Source organism: Bdellovibrio svalbardensis (assembly GCF_029531655.1).
Taxonomy (GTDB): domain Bacteria; phylum Bdellovibrionota; class Bdellovibrionia; order Bdellovibrionales; family Bdellovibrionaceae; genus Bdellovibrio; species Bdellovibrio svalbardensis.
The window spans coordinates 451,319-468,042 of record NZ_JANRMI010000003.1 but is presented as its reverse complement, the minus strand read 5'-3'; the positions used below and the strand labels follow the sequence as shown (position 1 = coordinate 468,042).

Below are 16,724 nucleotides of genomic sequence, written 5' to 3'. Positions count from 1 at the left end.
AAATTAACCGAGAAGAAGCTCTGAAGTTACACTGGTATGTAAGATGAATTTCGAGGGCACTATTAAACATCCAAAAAGTCGCCGCATTCTAGTAATCGACGATGACCAAGACAGCATGGAAATCTTGCTCGAGCCTCTCCGTTGGGAAGGCTACGATGCCCGTGGTGTAACCACGGAAGCAGATGCCCATAAGTTGATTGAGTCGTGGGTTCCTCATGTTGTGATTTTGGATTGGATGGCGCCATCAATGGCGGGTTTGCGTGTTTTGAAAACGGTGCGCGAACGTCTGGCTCATGTTTCCTGTGTCTTCGTTTCAGAGAACTCAAGCACCGAAGCGATCATTGAAGCTCTGGATGCGGGAGCTGACGACTACATCGTAAAGCCTTTTGTTCCTCTTGAACTTCTCGCCCGCATTCGGACACAGTTGCGCATTCGTGATTTGAATGAGCAATTGCTCTATGCAAATGAGCGGCTCAAAGAGCTGGTTGATACCGATGATCTTACGGGTCTGTACAATATGCGCTCACTCTATCAACGTCTTGACTTCGAGATGGAGCGTGCAAGACGTTTCAATCGTGATGTCTGCGTCGTGATGATGGATATGGACTATTTTAAAACTGTAAATGATGGTCATGATCATCTATTCGGAAGTTATGTTCTTTCCGAGGTGGGTAAGATCATTCGAGCTTGCACTCGCAATATCGATATTCCTGCGCGCTATGGCGGTGACGAATTCCTGGTTGTGCTGACTGAAACCAATCACGAAGGCGCTATGCATTTCTGTCAGCGTTTGCGTGAGAATATTGAAAAGACGACGTTTAAAACAGAAGAAGATTCAATTAAGCTCACGGCCTCTTTGGGCTTTGCGATTACGATTCCAGGGGAGTCTTTGAGTGCTCGTGAACTAGTGCGCAGAGCCGATCATGCCCTTTATGATGCAAAACGCGGCGGCCGCAATCAGGTTTGCTTTCACAAGCCGGAAATCAGTAAAGTTGTCGAGTTAAAAACCGGTTCGCAAAAGCGCAAAAAAGCCGCGGGCGAATAATCCACACAGTAATTCATTGACTGTCTTTGTCTAAGCTAGGACAACCCTAATATGGTTGCAACTAACGTTAATCCCTCAGAAAAATATCGCAATAGAGCCGCATGGATTTCCGCGATTGCGAGCGTATTCATTTTCCTTATCAAGATGGGAGCTTACCGTCTGACGGGCTCAGCGGCGGTTTTGTCTGATGCTCTTGAGAGTATCGTTAATGTTGTGGCCTCCATCGTTGCGCTTTTCGTGATTCGTTTTGCATCTCAACCAGCGGACGCCGAACATCCCTATGGGCATGGCAAGGCAGAATATTTTTCTGCAGCCTTTGAAGGCGGTTTGATTTTCTTCGCCGCCCTGATGATCATTGGCGAGAGTTTGAAGGCCTTGATTAATCACGAACCCGCTCAGAAACTTGAGCTGGGTGTTTTGATTATTGGTGGCGCGGCCTTTTTGAATCTGCTTTTGGGCGTTTATCTTAAGCAGATGGGCAAAAAGCATCACTCTGAAGCTTTGCAAGCCAGCGGTGCCCACGTTATTTCAGATGTGACGACGACTGTCGGTGTGATGGTGGGTCTTGGTTTGGTTCTGTGGACTAAGATTGAGTGGCTGGATCCGGCAATTGCGATTTTGGTGGGCCTGCAGTTGGCTTTCCAGGGATTCAAAATTGTACGTCAATCCTGGGGCGGACTGCTGGATGAAATGGATGAGGGCTCTTTAGAAAATTTGACCAATGCCCTTCAGAAAAACCGTATGCCAGGGATTATTGATATTCATCACTTGCGCATCATTCGCTCGGGAAGTTTTCATCACGTGGATGCACATTTAGTTGTTCCGGAGTTTTGGAATATGCTGCAAGCTCATAACGAAACTCATGATTTTGAGCGAAAAGTGGTTCAAGATTATCCCGTGGATGGCGAAATCGCCTTTCACTTGGATCCTTGTAAAAAATCCTTTTGTGAAATCTGTGATCTCGAAAATTGTCCAATTAGACGGGTTCCTTTTAAAACTTTGCGTCCGTTCACAGTGAAAAGCTTGACCGGCGGGCCGGCGGCGACTAATCCATTGGCCTATGAAAATGCCAATCGATCCAACTAGACGTCAGATTAATATCACCACGAATTTGCCTCATCAAACAGAGTACACTTTGGCTCTGAATGGTGAGTACTCTCATGTTGCTTTTGATGAGGTTCGTGCTCCTTTAAACAAAGGAAAATGGCGCTCTGACGTTTTCAAAGCTGAGGCTGCAACTCCCATGGACGTTGAGATCGGTACTGGCAATGGAACTCACTTCGCGCATTACGTACAAAAAAATCCATCACGTCTTTTAGTTGGTTTGGAATTGAAATACAAACCTCTTATCCAGACGATCCGTCGTGCAATGAATGCCAACTGCTCAAATGCAGCCGTGGCACGTTTTCATGCTTTCAATATTGAAGAGCTTTTCACTGAGGGTGAAATCGACAATGTCTTTATTCACTTCCCGGATCCATGGACTTCACCGAAGAAACCAAAAAATCGCGTGGTTTGTAAAAGAAATTTAGACATTCTTCATTCAATGCAAAAACCGGGATCTATCATCGAATTCAAAACGGATTCTTTGGTTTATTTCTTATGGGCCATGGATGAAATCCGTCAGTCCAAATACAAAATTCTTTTTGAAACACAAGATTTGCACAATTCGCCTATCAAAGAAGAAAACTTCGAAACTGCTTTCGAAAAAATCTTCTTGCGCGAAGGAATCAAAATCAACTTCGTGCGTTTGCAAAAAGCTTAGAACTGTTTCCCCAGCATCAAATAGAAACGCGATTGGTGGTTGTCCCCGTAGGAGCCACCAAAGTATAACGGTCCCAAAATACTGTCATAAGCTAAATAAGCTGTGACAGAGCTATGCCACGCATCTGTCACCGATGGATCCACAGGATTGAACAACCGTCCACCCTCCATGGCTAAGCCCCAGTAACTCCCAGATAAGAAATCAAACATCTTATAGTACTGAAGTGATCCATAGGCATATTGATCACCAATGAGTTGCTGATAGCGGTAACTTGAAAGATTCAGGAATCCACCCAGCCAATTCACATCCACAAATGCGGGACGGTCGCCATTGGCATTTTGTCCTTTGAGGGTTACTTGAAAGGCACCACCGCGCCCGGTGGGAATGGCGGCGCGAAAGTTCAGTCCATAGCGATTGTAGTTGCTAATGACGTCTTCGCCTCCCAGTGAGTAGTACCCATAGATATTCAAATACTGACCGGATCTTGGAAAGAAAAAGTGATCTAGTTGATCATAGAGTAAGTTCAAACGCAGGCCGTAATCAAAAGTTCTAACGTCTGGCAAAAGCGCTGATCCAATCTGCCGAGTGCCGCGATAGGTGCTGTAAAGAGGCCCGAACCGCACTTCACCAAATCGGGTCCATCCGGAACCTATGTCTATTCCTGTCGAAGTTTTAGAGTATCGATATTCAGCAATCTCTGAATCTTCTTTCCAAAGGGCCAATGGATTTTCTGTGTAAACCAGGTAGGGAGATGTGAAGGCATAACCACTCAGCTGGAGTGGTTGGTAAAATTCAGTACTAAGCAGTGTTGAGCTACCCATCTGCGCGATTGTTTTCCACTCAGCCCCCAAAGAGTTCACCCAGGTGCGGCGATACATCGCTGCGATATTCCAGGGACTTGAACCTTGGAAATCTGTTCCTAAGCTAAGACCAAAATTGAGGTAGTTCGGCCCCCAGCTTTTTTCTACAGGTAATAGCGAAACAGTCTGTCCTTCAGGGTTGTAGAGCAATTCATAGTCAAGTTGGCTGTAGTCACCGCGGGCATAAAGTTCAAGGAGGCGAGAGTGAAAGGTTTGTTGTGGAAGTAGAGCTCCTGGTTTCACATCCAGAGCGCCTTTCATCACTTCGGGATTGACCCATTTGCTTGGACTGACAATCACATTTTTTACAGGTGCTGGCTTCAGGCGTTTGGAGAAATGCTGATCCTGCCAGGTTTTATATTCTGCCGGACTGACTGAGTAGCGCTTCAATTGTGGTAATGCCGCGCGGGCCGCCGCTTCCCCGGCATCGATGAAGGCTCTGTTCTGTTTGAAATCTGAAGAACTCAATAAACCAAGTTGTGGTGTAATTAACAAATCATCCGCCGATAAACTTTTAATTTGCGGATAGACATTTTGTATCATCATCAGACGAGTGTATTGATCGGCGACGGTAAAAATATCATTGAGTTCATCCGATTTCAACGGAGGCGAGCCAACGTCAATCGCAATGACAACATCGGCGCAGGTCTGTCGCGCGATATCGACAGGAAGATTTCGAACCAGCCCACCATCTACAAGAGTGTGTCCTTTTACAGGTACAGAGGGAAATACACCTGGCACGGCCATACTGGCGCGCATAGCGGTCACGAGATCGCCATCTTTGAGTACAATCATATCGCCAGTGGCCAAGTCCGTAGCAATAGCACGATAGGGAATCGAGAGTTGATCAAAAGTGGGTGTCGTTCCACCAAAGGTTAAAGTGCGTAAGAAAAATTCAATTTTCTGAGTGCTTATGGCTGAAAGAGGCAATTTGAGTTCGCCCTTATCGGTAATTCCAGCCTCGAGACCCAGCAGTGAAAGCGAATCATCTTGTTTTTTGCGAAAAGTATTGGCTTGGCGTGGGACTTCTGAAGATAGGATGTCGTCCCAGTCGACAGCTTCGATTTGCTCCTGCATTTCCTTTGGGGTGCGACCTGCGGCATAAGACGCGCCCACCAGGGAGCCAATACTGGTGCCGACGATGCAATCCACGGGGATGCGGTTTTCCTCGAGAACTTTGATAACACCGACGTGAGAGAATCCGCGGGCGCCGCCGCCCCCCAAGACCAAGCCAATGCGCGGTCTTTTTGCCAGGGCCTGCCCAGAATTTAAAAAACAAAAGAGAGCCAGTGCTGTTTTTAAAATTGGAGAGCTCAAGAAACGTTTCAACATAGTTAACTCCCTAATATCTTGATGGGGATTCGCTGTGTGAAGATCGCTATTTTCCCATCGAAGACGGGCCTTCTGAATAAGCTACTACAGCAAACTTTCAAATCAACACTTAGGAGATTCGAGTGAGTTTCAACATAGGTTTAGTGAGAAAATGAAGTCGGAACTTTTACCAGTAAGTAGTATCGATGGTAATGTCCCCAAGGACCTGAACTTGGCAGCTTATGCGCTGATCCCCGGGAAGGCCTTTGCTTTCACGAAGAAAGCTCTCAGTAGCATTTTCCGGGCTAATATTCCGCATCCCTTCAATGACTTGAATTTTGCACTTGGCGCAAACCCCATCCCCGCTGCAGCTGGAGGCGACCGGCAACCCAGCGTCGAGCAGGGCCTGCATCAGGTTGGCCCCCATGGGAACTGTTAGGGGAGTTCTGTTTTTCTTAAAAGAAATCAAAGGCATGGCTCATTGTACTGACGCGGTCCAAAACAAGTAAAGAACTAATGAAAAGGGGGGTGTTTATTGATAGCCTAAGTCCGTAATTATGGTCTTACTTTGGTGAAGCCGAAGTGTAGAGCTTACTTCGGTGAAACCGAAGTGTGAAAGGTACCTATGTCTCAAGAAGTTCAAGATACAAAAATTGAAAACGTTATTATTATCGGTTCAGGCCCAGCGGGTTTGACGTCAGCTATTTATAGCGCTCGCGCGAACTTGGCTCCATTGATGATCGAAGGCGAAGAAGCCGGCGGTCAGTTGATGCTTACAACTGAAGTTGAAAATTTCCCAGGCTTCGAACACGGTGTGACTGGTTCAGAGTTGATCGGTGTGATGAGAAAACAAGCCGAAAGATTTGGAACACGTTTCATCACTCGCAACGTCACTAAAGTTGATTTCTCTCAACGTCCATTCAAAGTCTGGATTGGTGACAAACTTCACCTTGCGAAAACTATCATTATCTCGACGGGTGCAAGTGCGAAGTACTTGGGACTTCCTTCTGAAAGAACTTACATGAACCGCGGCGTTTCCGCTTGTGCAACATGTGATGGAGCTTTCTTCCGCAATCAAGAGATCGTCGTTGTTGGCGGTGGTGATACGGCAATGGAAGAGGCTCAATTCCTGACTCGCTTTGCTTCAAAGGTTTACCTTGTTCACAGACGCGATCATTTCAGAGCTTCTAAAATCATGGCTGAAAGAACTATGAAGAATCCTAAGGTCGAAGTGATCTGGAATTCTGAAGTTATCGAAGTTATCGGTGACGGTAAGAGCATGACGGGCGCTAAAATCCGTAATGTGGTCGATGAAACGGTTAAAGAGATGCCAGTGACGGGTCTGTTCCTAGCCATCGGTCATAAGCCGAACACTGATTTGTTTAAAGGTGTTCTCGATATGAACGAGACAGGTTATCTTGTGACTCAGCCAAATACGACTTATACGAATATTCCCGGTGTGTTTGCCGCGGGAGACGTACAAGATCACGTATATCGTCAGGCAATCACTGCAGCGGGTACGGGATGTATGGCGGCAATTGATGCTGAAAGATGGCTTGAAGGTCAAGAATCACACTAAGGATAGTATGAAAAAGATCAATACCAAGGATTTGGTTACCAAGATTGAGAAGATGACAAAGGCCCGCATCGCAAGTCAGGATGTGGTGTCTTTAGATCAGTTCCGTGAAGTAAAGAAGAAGCTCGACCCAAAAGTGATTTTGGTTATCGAAGACGACGAAACTATGCGCCACGCGATGAAAAGAATCTTGGAAATGGAAGGGCATGTGATCAAGATGGCGGCTGATGCCACAGAGCTGTCCACAGTTCTGGATGATCACTCTGTCGATTTGATCTTGATGGATGTGGGTTTGCCTTGGGTGAATGGTTTTGAGCTCGCGCAATTGTTGAAAGAGCACAAAGACCTTAAGAAAATTCCCTTGGTCTTCGTTTCAGGACAAGCTTCTGAAGAAGACATGAAGAAAGCGTTCGAAATCGGCGCTGATGATTACATCAAAAAGCCTTTTGATGTTGAGAAGCTAAAGAAGACTGTTGAAACGCTTCTGAAGTTGAATCCCTAGATAGAATCAATTTAAGTTCTCCCCCTTGCTTCGGGCTTGGGGGGTGAGCCTCATTTCGTTAGTTCGCCCATAAAATTGAGCATCAAAATTGAAGTGATTAATTGTCATGAAGCAATTAACCATTTGTTTGCTATTAAATACATTTTTAGTGGGGGCTACTGCGCACTCTGCAAACAGATGTGAGGCCATCTTTGTCACTGACGTCAAGTCTCAGTTTGAGACACGTGAGGTGATGGATGTTTCGCGAACGGAAAAGGCCCTGACCTATATATCTGCGCCTTCAAGCAAAGGGCAGATTCTTCAGGCGATTGCTTACGCCAAAGAGCATGATTTGAAGATCACCGTCAAAGGGACCAATCACAGTCATGGCGGGCACAATCGCAAATCTGAAGACACACATGGAAATCCCCGAGCTATTCAGCTCGACATGATCGGTTATAATAAAATTCTTAAATTTGAACCTGCGTTGAATGAAGTGACAGTGCAATCCGGAGTCACTTGGAAAGACCTTTCAGTTTTTCTTAATGAGCGGGGTCTTGCTGCGATGACAGAGCAATCGTCGAATATTTTTAGTATCGGTGGAAGTGTATCGACAAATGTTCATGGTAGAGATGTGCATGGCCCTTTGGCGAATTCAATAAAAGCGATTCAATTTATCGATGCGAATGGAGTGGAAAGGAAAGTCAGTCGCGAAATCGAGCCTGAACTTTTTCGTGCCATTATCGGTGGTTACGGCGCATTTGGGGTGATTACCGAAGTCACTTTGAAGGTTGAGAAAAACTATCTCTATGAAGCTCATTCGACCAAAGATGTTTCCGTGAGCGAATACATGGAATATCTCAAAAATCTACCCCAGAAACCTGACGATATTATGCACTATGCGCGAGTGAATATTTCTGGGAATCAGTCCTTTCAGAAAGTCAGCTATGTGGAGTGGAAGCCAATCAATGAGAAGGCTGAACCTGCAACTTGGAAGGGGTGGAAGCTGGATTTGGTTGAAAAGAACAGATGGGCATCAGCGATGGTCATGAATCTCATGCGCTATCGCCCGACATCCAACTTTGGAAAGTATGTAAAGGACTTCCTCGACAAGTTTTTGGGGTTGCCAAAGACAGGGGCCAGAAAAACAAAAAACAATATTCTGAACAACCCCGTTCAGTTCTTGTTTGATAGTTTTTATAATAAAAAAGAATCTGTGGATATTCTACAAGAGTACTTCTTGCCCGTGGATAAGCTCGAACCATTTCTGGAGCGACTCAAAGAGACCACGAATAAACATCAGTTAGACCTGATGAATGTGACCATGAGATATATCCCTAAAATTGAAAAGAAAAATGACGGTATATTGTCGCCATACTCGGATAAGCAAGATCTGGTCGCGGTGGTTTTGTATTTCAATATCAAAGAGGCAAAGAATCTAAGAAATGGTCTTCAAGTTCAGTACGATGGCTCGGTCTGGACTCAGGAGCTTATTCAGGGATCCCAAGACCTTGGTGGCACTTTCTATTGGCCCTACCACAGATGGTGGAGTGTTGATCAAATCAATCATCGGGATAGAGAAAATATTCAATCGTTCTTTAAAATGAAAGAGCAAGTCGATCCAGCAAACATATTTGAATCAGACTTTATATTTCATCTTAAGAAAACGCAGAACTAGTTCCCTGGTGTGCCAGTTGCAATAACAGGCGGGCGGAGGACGTAATGTCTTTAAATCGCGTTTGGCTCTCAATTTTAGTGGCATTATTTGTCTCTGTCGGTTTTGTTGACAGCAGCTTTGCCCTTTCACCTCTGGAACAGACCCTGATCCAGGAGCACTCTCTATTAGATAGTAATGGCTATCAAAAATGGGAGTGGATGAAAAATGATTGTGCCAATTGTGACATCCTGTTGCTTCCAACCCACGAAGAAGTGCGTACGGAAAAAGTTCGTCTTTTCATTCATGCCTTGGTCGCGCATAAAGCGGAATTGCAAGAGCTTTATGGTGTTCACGGGGCTGAGTATAATCTGCTAGCTCATATGTCGGTGGGAATTCTTGGGCGCGAGTCTTTGTTTTTCACCAGCAAACGCTACCGGTTGAAAGAGGCGATGCCGTGGGCGGTTCGTTTGGCAAAGATCATCGAGATTTATCTTGAGGGCTCCGATCGCAATCCGTCGAACAACAGCCGTGGTCCCACGCAAATTAAAATTGTTCCGACGAAGGTGGCTGAGCGCTTTGGGGTTACTCCTGACAATTTATATATTCCTGAAAATGCAGCCCTCGCCACGATGGGGTATTTGATCGAGGCTTTGGGTGAACTCAAGCGCCGAGTGGTGATCAATAAATTGGATTTTGTGACGCCGGATCGATACGTTGACTATCTTCCTTACATTTACTTTGGCAGAACAAAAGCGATCGTCCAAAACACTGCAACGCCAGAGTCAAATTCCTATGTTCAGGATATGAAGCGCTATATGTCGTGGATTGAGGTCTACGAGCGCAATACCAACTTACCTCTTCATTAAGAGGACAATAAAAAACCTGCGTCGCCTTTATACGACGCAGGTTTTTGTTTTACCTGAAAAACGTTCCAAAAAAAATTTAATTAGCTAAAAACATAGAGTTGATACAACGGCTGTTGATCGTCTCTGGTGCGAAAGAAGAAGTGCCGACGCGAGTAAGCAGCTTCGTCGAAGCATTGTAGGTGAATTTCTCAATGGTATTCGCGAGATTCGTTGAACCATTGGCGACATACAAATATCCAGAATCAGAATCATAAACCATCGCAGAAGGACCGTTGATGATCGACGTGTCTGCGAAAGCTGCGGCATTGGTAGCAGCGCTCGGAGTGATCACGTTTGAAGATTCGGTGATGGCGTACTGGCCAATTAAATTAGAAGCCACTGTCGCACCTGTGGCACTTGCATAAGCAACTAACAAGTGTCCGATCCCAGCGCCGCCTGCATCAGGAATGTAGGTCATGGCCGTTGGAAATGCCGAAGCGATAATCGGAGAAGCTTGTCCCTGCAAACAATCAGCTTGAGTCGCCATGGTTGCGGGAAGAATGCCAAATCGATTTTGACTGGCAGTACCGTGTGAGAAAATAACTTTTCCATTGGCCAGTTCAACTGCACGCGAAACCGTAGTTGTCGAAGTTGCACAAGTACCACCGGGACCATTCATCCAAGGATTTGCGGCGTTTGAAAAAACACGGGCAAAGGCTGAGTTGTATTTTTCCATCGCAGCAGAGCGAGGCACTAGATAGCCTCCATTTTTAAGAGCAACGAGATCACGTGCGACTGTCGTTGTTCCAACCAGAGTTGTCAAAGTTGTGCGAACGCCAGTGAGTTTGTTAACAGAGTCCACGCGACGGCCTGCAGTGTTCTCAACAAGGACCAGGATGTTGCTATCATCAGAATTGATAGCCGCAACAGGAGTGTCACCCGCGATAGCATTGTAGTCGATAATGGTGCGATCAATATTTCCAGTAGAGAGGTTGTAGCGCACAATGGTTTTTGCTGCAGAAGATGCTGTCGCGCTGCCAACATAGCAACCGCCGCTTACGGCATAGAGGTATTTACCTGAAGAGGATTGTTCATCCACTTTGGGTGCACAGGCACTGATACCGAATATTAAAGTTCCAAATGCGACACCGTACTTCAATGTACTCATGTGCTCTCCTAACGTGCTTCAATATGAGATATCGGCGCACTGTTAAGGGAACTTTATTACGTTTTATTAATTTTTTAACAAGGGAAGTAAAACTAGCCCGCAGTTTTACGTATCTGCGCTTGATATGCGACATAGGCTTTTAATAGGGCATCCAATCTTAACGTCATCGCAACATCCTGCTCGATAAACATCAAACGGCGCGGATCTGTCATGTCACCTACGATTTTTGCTCGGAATAGCAAGCGCGCTTTTGCAGGATCTCGTTCGAATGGATTTACTATGATCAGGTCGAAAGGCTGGTTTAAGAAATCTTTCGGGATCTCATCTTCAAGCTGAGTTCCGCTTAAAGAAATATCTCGTGAGTAAGTTCTGAATGAACGAGCTTTGGAAACCAACACCACTTCAATTTTAAAATTATGACGAGCATCTTTACGACGATCTGATCCTGAGCGACGTTCTTCCTCTTTCGGGGCCTCGCGTGGAGTGATCTTCTTTTTTGTCGTAGGATCAGCTTTAATCTGGGCGATCTTCTTAAGATCCAGATCATCACCGTTAAAGTCTTGGTGAAAATATCCATAGTCGTCTTGCGGCTTCACAGCTTCGCCCGCGACCACCTGAGTGTAAGGACTGTCGGGATCTCTGGACGAAGGCGCATTGTGCGTAGCTGTCAGGGTCTCTTCACCCAATCCCTTGTCAGAAGATCGACCAGGGTGAGGAGGAGGTGTTGCCCCAGTACCATCTTCAGAAGGTGGCTTTGGAGGCTGCATGACTACAAAATATTTTTGCTCACTTTTAAGGAATTCTTTGATGCAAATCCAGTCGTCCCAACCGGGAGTCCAAAGAAAGAATTTATTGAATTCAGAGGGATTCAAGGTCAATAGGTGGGCCTGCGCCTGAACCAACGAAAATGGTTTAGACTGCGCTTTCGTTTCTGAGTCGAAAAATAGCCAGACCTTGCCTTGTGTTTTCATAAACTCCCTAAAACTTAAGACTGAGACCTAAGTTCCAAGGAGTTATCGGTCAACTTTGTGGACTTCTTTATACGCGAATGCAGGACGCCGTGTGATTTGAAGACTTCAATTCCAATGTCGGGACCTTGGTCTTGCACTCTTCGATCGCCATAGGGCAACGAGGGTGGAAGTGACAGCCTGACGGAGGATTGATTGGAGAAGGAACGTCCCCAGTCAAAATGATACGTTCTTCTTTGCGGCGTGGATCTGGAACTGGAATCGCTGACATCAATGCTTTTGTGTAAGGATGCTTAGGATTTCTATAAAGTTCCTCGGCTTCCGCTTGCTCAACGATTTTACCCAAATACATCACTGCCACTTGTGTAGAAACGTGTTCTACGACTTTAAGGTCATGGGCGATGAAAACATAAGTAAGTCCCAATTTGTTCTGAAGTTCCATCAACAAGTTGATAACTTGCGCCTGGATGGAAACGTCCAAAGCGGAAACCGGCTCGTCACAGATGATCAATTCAGGGTTCACGGCCAAAGCGCGGGCGATACCCACACGTTGACGTTGTCCACCTGAAAACTCATGAGGGTAACGATTCAAATGTTCGCGACGAAGACCGACGAGGTCGATCAATTCATGCACGCGATCCAAACGGTCTTTTGGTGTTTCGCCGATACCATGGATGATCAACGGCTCTTCAAGAACAGAACCGATTGTCATACGTGGATTCAAAGATGCGAACGGATCTTGGAAAATGATTTGAATTTTTTTACGAATCTCGCGCAGCTCTTCGCCTTTGATGTTCGTAATATCTTTTCCATTATAAATAATTTTTCCAGAAGAAGGATCATGCAAGCGGGTCAAGCAGCGACCAAGTGTCGACTTACCACAGCCTGATTCGCCAACTAGACCCAGTGTTTCCCCTTTTTTGATTTCAAAGGAAACGTCCGCCACCGCTTTAACGCTGGCGATTTCACGACTGAAAATTCCGCCGTGAATTGGGAAAGACTTAACTAGATTTTCAACCTTCAAAAGAGGAGTGCTCATTATTTTACCTCTTCAGACAATGGATGATGGCAGGCCACTTTGTGAATGCCACGCATGTTTTCAAGAGTAGGGTAAATCTGACGGCAATCTTCTTGAGCGTAAGGACAACGATCCGCAAAGCGGCAGCCTACAGGAAGATTGTAAAGACTTGGAACCATCCCTTTGATTGTTTTCAACTGGTCGAGCTTGTGACCTGTTTCAAAGTGCGGGATCGAATCCAAAAGTCCACGAGTGTAAGGATGCTTCGGACGATAGAAGATATCTTCCACAGTACCGAACTCAACGATACGGCCTGCATACATCACAGCCACTTCTTGGCACATTTCTGCAACGACACCAAGATCATGAGTGATCAGAATCATGCCGGCATTGAATTCCTTTTGCAGCTTTCTCATCAAATCCAGGATTTGTGCCTGGATTGTCACATCAAGAGCTGTCGTCGGTTCATCGGCGATCAAAAGTTCAGGATTGCAAGAGATCGCCATTGCGATCATCACACGTTGTCTCATACCGCCCGAAAGTTGGTGCGGATATTCGTGGAAACGTTTTTCAGGAGCTGGGATACCAACCAAACGAAGCATTTCGATCGCGCGCTCGCGAGCTTGCTCTTTGTTGAATTGTTTTTGGTGCAAAAGAACCGCTTCTTCGATTTGGTCACCAATCGTGTAAACCGGGTTCAAAGAGGTCATAGGCTCTTGGAAGATCATCGCGATTTCGTTACCGCGGATCGTACGCATTTTATCTTCAGAGAGTTTAAGAAGATCTTGGCCTTTAAAGAGTATCTTACCGGATTCAATAGATCCCGGTTTTTGAATCAAACGCATCACAGACAAAGAAGTTACGGATTTGCCGCAACCAGATTCGCCTACGATTCCAAGGGTTTGACCCTTTTTAACGTAGAAACTAACATCGTCGACTGCGCGGAAAGCGCCTTCGTCGGTTTTAAAACCCGTCTTTAAATTTTGGACCTCTAAAAGGATATCACTCACTGGAGACAGCCCCCCATTCTGAAAGTTTTCATCTTATATATTTCACGCCGCCCTGAGGCAAGTCGTGATAATGTGCCAGGTTCTTTTTTCTGGCGGGGTTGCGTTATCGACTTATTCTGGCTCTACCAGTTCGGCCGGGAACAGCTCATTTACCATTTTATGAAGCTCATTGTAGTGCTTTAGGATTCCGCGTGGCTCGTATTTTTTCAAAATAGCGGGGGCGGTATAACCAAAGTCGATGGCAATGGAGGGGACACCGGCATTTTGAGCCGAAACCATGTCGGGGATGCCATCGCCGATCATGATCGTGTTGTGAGTCCCATGCCCGGCCAATTTCATCATGGTCCGCAAAGGCAGGGGGCTGGGCTTGCGTTCTTCCAGGGTGTCGGCCCCAAAGATGTTAACCCAAGGGAAGCGGTGGAGCTTCAGGTGCTCCACGATCTTTTTTGCCGGAGCTTCGTTTTTATTGGTGATGATGGCAATGGGGCCTGGATAGGAGCCTAAGAACTCTTCAACGCCAGGAAAGATGCGAGTTTTGTTAAGCATTTCTGCATGGTAGTTGTGAAGAAATTCCAATTCCAGTTCATTGATCCGCTGGGCTTCAAGATTGTCGGCCTTAAATAAATCGGCGATCAGTTTCTTCAGACCTTCCCCGATATGGGCGATGATCTCCGCATCGCTTTGCGCCGGTTTTCCATTGTCGGTCAAAGTGCGATTCACGGCAGTGATAATATCAGGAGCGGAATCAATTAATGTTCCGTCGAGGTCGAAGACAAGAAGTGGGTGCTGATTCATAGACCCGTATTTTGCCCGCGATCATGTCATTGCACAATCCAAAACGTACCTACTGTACGATCTCAAACTCCACCCTTCGGTCAGAGGTCATGTTGTTGGAGCGGGGATCATCGTAGCCGGCTGAGCCCATGCCGATGGATTCCAATTTATCTGAGGGAACTCCCTTTGAAATAAGATATTTGCGCACATTATCGGCTCGACGTTGTGACAGATCTAAATTTCGTGAAGGGTAGCCACGGGCATCAGTAAAGCCCGAGATGCGAATTTTTTGAAAAGAGCTGGAACTTTTTTTCATCTCTTCAGCTATTTGATCGAGAGCTTCTTTGCTTGAAGCATTTAAATCTGCACTGGCATAGTCAAAGATGACCTGTTGGCTCAGAGTTGAAAGCTTGTTATTCCTGCGCAAATCCGTGGAGGCCCCTTGAAGGCCTGAGGGCGGAGGACCCTCGGTGATGTCATGAGGTCGGAGTGGATAGTTGAAATCATCCTTAGGCATTGTTGAACAGGCGGCGACAAAGAGGAGGATGGGCACGGTGAATGCTGGCGATGCAGATAATTTCTTCATGTGATCCTCCTTTTAACAGGCTATTCTTCGCTGGCACCTGTCGCAAATGAACTTCCTGTTAACATTGACGAAGGGCCATGCGAGGATAGGCTCATGCGTGAATCAGTGCTATCAAACAAAGAAGAATACTTAGGCTCATTATTCTCCAGCGAGAGTGAGAATAAAAAACTATCGCGTCAGTTTGCGGAAGAGTTGGGTCTGGCTCGTATCAGTATCTCGGCTCCGGAAGCGAAGTTAATTGCCCTACTGGTGAAGATGCATGGCTGCCGCAAGTTTGTGGAAATTGGAACTCTGACGGGCTTGTCGGCACAATATATTTTTGAAGCGTTGCCAGACGGTGGGGAGCTTTGGACTTTGGAAAAAGATCCCAAGCACGGCGAAAAATCAGCAGAAGCTTTTTCGAAGATCGATCAAAGTAAAAAGAAAATCCATCTTGTGATGGGCGATGCCCGTCAAGAGTTGGAAAGTCTTTCTGCGCAGGGGCCTTTCGACGGAGTTTTCATTGATGGCAACAAGGCCGCTTATTTGGATTATCTGCTATGGGCTGAAAAAAATCTGCGTTCGGGTGGTTTGATCTTGGCGGATAATATTTTTCTGTCGGGCTCTTTGTGGGGTGATATGACTTCGCAGAAGTTTTCCGAAAAGCAGGTTCGTATTTTGCGCGAGTTCAATGAACGCCTGGCAAATCCTGATCTTTATGACAGCGCAATTGCACCAACCTTTGAAGGTTTGTTTGTCGCTGTGAAAAAATAGTGCCTTGTATTTGCTGATGGTTCGCACTCAGCCAAGGGAGCAATGCGGCACCGGCGCCGCAAGTTGTGATCAAGCGGGCTCTCAATTCTGCTATTTGCTGTAAGCTTCAATATTCATTTCAACAGAATACTTTTTTGAAGCTTCGCCCAGGGGAGCTAAGACCCAATTCCATTTCTTAAGTTCTTTGTAGCCCGCGAAGTTCACAGGATAATGCCCGCGATAGATGACTTCCCCTTGGGGGTCTTTGTAAATCACTTCACGATCCGCGTAGATCAGTTTTTTGCCTTTGCAGCCTTCCAGATTTTTCAAATGAGTCTGGGCGAAATCAGTGCAGATTTGATCTTTTTCGTCGACGGTCAATTCGCGTTTTAGCTTTTTCTCAATCGCATCGATGGGCAGAAGTGCCAGTTGCGAGAGAAGATTCGCGGAAACAATCAGATCTGCCTCGAAGTGGAACAGATCTTTCCCTGCCAGCTCTTGTCCCAAAGCATGCAATTCATCCAAAGAGTTTAACTTTTCAAGATGCTGAAGAGCTTCTGTCAAATCCTGAGTGATCAGTTTCACGCGGTGATTTCTTTTCGCCAGCCAATGATGCTTTAAGGGGTGAACCACATCCACCAAAGTGATCTGTTCGAAATTTTCCAGGAGCAAATGCATGGGGATTTCATGCAAATGAGCACTTCCCAAGATGACCACGCTTTTCTTTTGCGGCAAAGAGGCCACGGCGTCGGTGAAAAGATCCTGACAGTTTTTAAGATGGGGAATCCACATCTTCTTGCAGCGCTCGTATCTGTGTTTCAAAGAGATAGATGAATAAAGAAATCCATACTTGCGTGCAAGGGGAGTTGTTGGCGTCAGGAAAAATTCGAGGGATTCAAAAATCATGAGCCTAATGTAGCGTGAGAAT

17 protein-coding genes are annotated in these 16,724 nt (G+C 46.0%); 8 read left to right on the top strand and 9 right to left on the bottom strand.

The window, feature by feature from the left end; translation table 11 throughout:
* Positions 1-43: 43 nt before the first annotated feature.
* The 3 genes from NWE73_RS12320 to trmB are packed head-to-tail and all read left to right on the top strand — an operon-like array spanning position 44 to position 2,810.
* On the top strand, positions 44-1,045 hold the full coding sequence (locus NWE73_RS12320) for a GGDEF domain-containing response regulator (protein WP_277578633.1): 1,002 nt from the start codon (positions 44-46) through the stop codon (positions 1,043-1,045).
* A 51-nt stretch (positions 1,046-1,096) separates the two neighbouring features.
* Positions 1,097-2,131 carry a cation diffusion facilitator family transporter gene (locus NWE73_RS12315; RefSeq protein WP_277578632.1) on the top strand — a complete coding sequence of 345 codons (1,035 nt, stop codon included), beginning with the start codon at positions 1,097-1,099 and terminating at the stop codon, positions 2,129-2,131.
* On the top strand, positions 2,106-2,810 hold the full coding sequence (trmB, locus tag NWE73_RS12310) for a tRNA (guanine(46)-N(7))-methyltransferase TrmB (protein ID WP_277578631.1): 705 nt from the start codon (positions 2,106-2,108) through the stop codon (positions 2,808-2,810). The genes NWE73_RS12315 and trmB overlap by 26 nt, the downstream gene beginning before the upstream one ends.
* Here the strand turns inward: trmB and NWE73_RS12305 are convergent.
* Complete coding sequence (locus NWE73_RS12305; protein WP_277578630.1) at positions 2,807-5,002, bottom strand: patatin-like phospholipase family protein; 2,196 nt, start codon at positions 5,000-5,002, stop codon at positions 2,807-2,809. The genes trmB and NWE73_RS12305 overlap by 4 nt on opposite strands.
* 166 nt (positions 5,003-5,168) lie before the next feature.
* Positions 5,169-5,408, bottom strand: coding sequence for a 2Fe-2S iron-sulfur cluster-binding protein (locus NWE73_RS12300; protein WP_328517232.1), 240 nt, complete (start codon positions 5,406-5,408; stop codon positions 5,169-5,171).
* 198 nt (positions 5,409-5,606) lie between these two features.
* Between NWE73_RS12300 and trxB the strand changes: the two genes are divergently transcribed.
* From trxB to NWE73_RS12280, 4 genes are all read left to right on the top strand, one after another.
* Positions 5,607-6,560: a thioredoxin-disulfide reductase gene (gene trxB / locus NWE73_RS12295; protein ID WP_277578628.1), complete on the top strand. Its 954-nt coding sequence runs from the start codon at positions 5,607-5,609 to the stop codon at positions 6,558-6,560.
* Between the two features lie 7 nt (positions 6,561-6,567).
* Positions 6,568-7,059, top strand: coding sequence for a response regulator (locus NWE73_RS12290; protein WP_277578627.1), 492 nt, complete (start codon positions 6,568-6,570; stop codon positions 7,057-7,059).
* A 106-nt stretch (positions 7,060-7,165) separates the two neighbouring features.
* Positions 7,166-8,716, top strand: a complete 1,551-nt coding sequence (locus NWE73_RS12285) for an FAD-binding oxidoreductase (RefSeq protein ID WP_277578626.1) — start codon at positions 7,166-7,168, stop codon at positions 8,714-8,716.
* 44 nt (positions 8,717-8,760) lie between these two features.
* Entirely contained in the window at positions 8,761-9,561 is an 801-nt protein-coding gene (locus NWE73_RS12280) for a hypothetical protein (protein ID WP_277578625.1), read from the top strand.
* 76 nt (positions 9,562-9,637) lie between these two features.
* On the opposite strand, the gene NWE73_RS12275 is transcribed toward NWE73_RS12280, so the two are convergent.
* From NWE73_RS12275 to NWE73_RS12250, 6 genes are all read right to left on the bottom strand, one after another.
* A complete protein-coding gene (locus NWE73_RS12275) occupies positions 9,638-10,708 on the bottom strand; it encodes a hypothetical protein (protein ID WP_277578624.1) in 1,071 nt (356 codons plus the stop codon).
* 92 nt (positions 10,709-10,800) lie between these two features.
* Positions 10,801-11,679 carry a PilZ domain-containing protein gene (locus tag NWE73_RS12270; protein WP_277578623.1) on the bottom strand — a complete coding sequence of 293 codons (879 nt, stop codon included), beginning with the start codon at positions 11,677-11,679 and terminating at the stop codon, positions 10,801-10,803.
* A gap of 67 nt (positions 11,680-11,746) precedes the next feature.
* A complete protein-coding gene (locus NWE73_RS12265; protein WP_277578622.1) occupies positions 11,747-12,715 on the bottom strand; it encodes an ABC transporter ATP-binding protein in 969 nt (322 codons plus the stop codon).
* Positions 12,715-13,704 carry an ABC transporter ATP-binding protein gene (locus NWE73_RS12260; RefSeq protein WP_277578621.1) on the bottom strand — a complete coding sequence of 330 codons (990 nt, stop codon included), beginning with the start codon at positions 13,702-13,704 and terminating at the stop codon, positions 12,715-12,717. The genes NWE73_RS12265 and NWE73_RS12260 overlap by 1 nt, the downstream gene beginning before the upstream one ends.
* Before the next feature lie 111 nt (positions 13,705-13,815).
* Positions 13,816-14,499, bottom strand: a complete 684-nt coding sequence (locus NWE73_RS12255) for an HAD family hydrolase (protein WP_277578620.1) — start codon at positions 14,497-14,499, stop codon at positions 13,816-13,818.
* A gap of 49 nt (positions 14,500-14,548) precedes the next feature.
* Complete coding sequence (locus NWE73_RS12250) at positions 14,549-15,064, bottom strand: OmpA family protein (RefSeq protein WP_277578619.1); 516 nt, start codon at positions 15,062-15,064, stop codon at positions 14,549-14,551.
* 93 nt (positions 15,065-15,157) lie between these two features.
* Between NWE73_RS12250 and NWE73_RS12245 the strand changes: the two genes are divergently transcribed.
* The gene (locus tag NWE73_RS12245) at positions 15,158-15,817 is read left to right on the top strand and encodes an O-methyltransferase (RefSeq protein ID WP_277578618.1); all 660 of its coding nucleotides are present in this window, start codon (positions 15,158-15,160) and stop codon (positions 15,815-15,817) included.
* 90 nt (positions 15,818-15,907) lie between these two features.
* Here the strand turns inward: NWE73_RS12245 and NWE73_RS12240 are convergent, their stop codons facing one another.
* Entirely contained in the window at positions 15,908-16,702 is a 795-nt protein-coding gene (locus NWE73_RS12240) for a hypothetical protein (RefSeq protein ID WP_277578617.1), read from the bottom strand.
* Positions 16,703-16,724 lie beyond the last annotated feature (22 nt).

Excerpts from the sequence above, each read along its gene's own strand:
- NWE73_RS12320 (WP_277578633.1), top strand. The coding sequence starts at position 44 with ATGAATTTCGAGGGCACTATTAAACATCCAAAAAGTCGCCGCATTCTA.
- NWE73_RS12240 (WP_277578617.1), bottom strand. The coding sequence starts at position 16,702 with ATGATTTTTGAATCCCTCGAATTTTTCCTGACGCCAACAACTCCCCTT.
- NWE73_RS12305 (WP_277578630.1), bottom strand. The coding sequence starts at position 5,002 with ATGTTGAAACGTTTCTTGAGCTCTCCAATTTTAAAAACAGCACTGGCT.
- trmB (WP_277578631.1), top strand. The coding sequence starts at position 2,106 with ATGAAAATGCCAATCGATCCAACTAGACGTCAGATTAATATCACCACG.
- NWE73_RS12250 (WP_277578619.1), bottom strand. The coding sequence starts at position 15,064 with ATGAAGAAATTATCTGCATCGCCAGCATTCACCGTGCCCATCCTCCTC.
- NWE73_RS12290 (WP_277578627.1), top strand. The coding sequence starts at position 6,568 with ATGAAAAAGATCAATACCAAGGATTTGGTTACCAAGATTGAGAAGATG.
- NWE73_RS12280 (WP_277578625.1), top strand. The coding sequence starts at position 8,761 with ATGTCTTTAAATCGCGTTTGGCTCTCAATTTTAGTGGCATTATTTGTC.
- NWE73_RS12265 (WP_277578622.1), bottom strand. The coding sequence starts at position 12,715 with ATGAGCACTCCTCTTTTGAAGGTTGAAAATCTAGTTAAGTCTTTCCCA.
- NWE73_RS12255 (WP_277578620.1), bottom strand. The coding sequence starts at position 14,499 with ATGAATCAGCACCCACTTCTTGTCTTCGACCTCGACGGAACATTAATT.
- NWE73_RS12315 (WP_277578632.1), top strand. The coding sequence starts at position 1,097 with ATGGTTGCAACTAACGTTAATCCCTCAGAAAAATATCGCAATAGAGCC.
- trxB (WP_277578628.1), top strand. The coding sequence starts at position 5,607 with ATGTCTCAAGAAGTTCAAGATACAAAAATTGAAAACGTTATTATTATC.
- NWE73_RS12245 (WP_277578618.1), top strand. The coding sequence starts at position 15,158 with ATGCGTGAATCAGTGCTATCAAACAAAGAAGAATACTTAGGCTCATTA.
- NWE73_RS12285 (WP_277578626.1), top strand. The coding sequence starts at position 7,166 with ATGAAGCAATTAACCATTTGTTTGCTATTAAATACATTTTTAGTGGGG.
- NWE73_RS12270 (WP_277578623.1), bottom strand. The coding sequence starts at position 11,679 with ATGAAAACACAAGGCAAGGTCTGGCTATTTTTCGACTCAGAAACGAAA.
- NWE73_RS12300 (WP_328517232.1), bottom strand. The coding sequence starts at position 5,408 with ATGGGGGCCAACCTGATGCAGGCCCTGCTCGACGCTGGGTTGCCGGTC.
- NWE73_RS12275 (WP_277578624.1), bottom strand. The coding sequence starts at position 10,708 with ATGAGTACATTGAAGTACGGTGTCGCATTTGGAACTTTAATATTCGGT.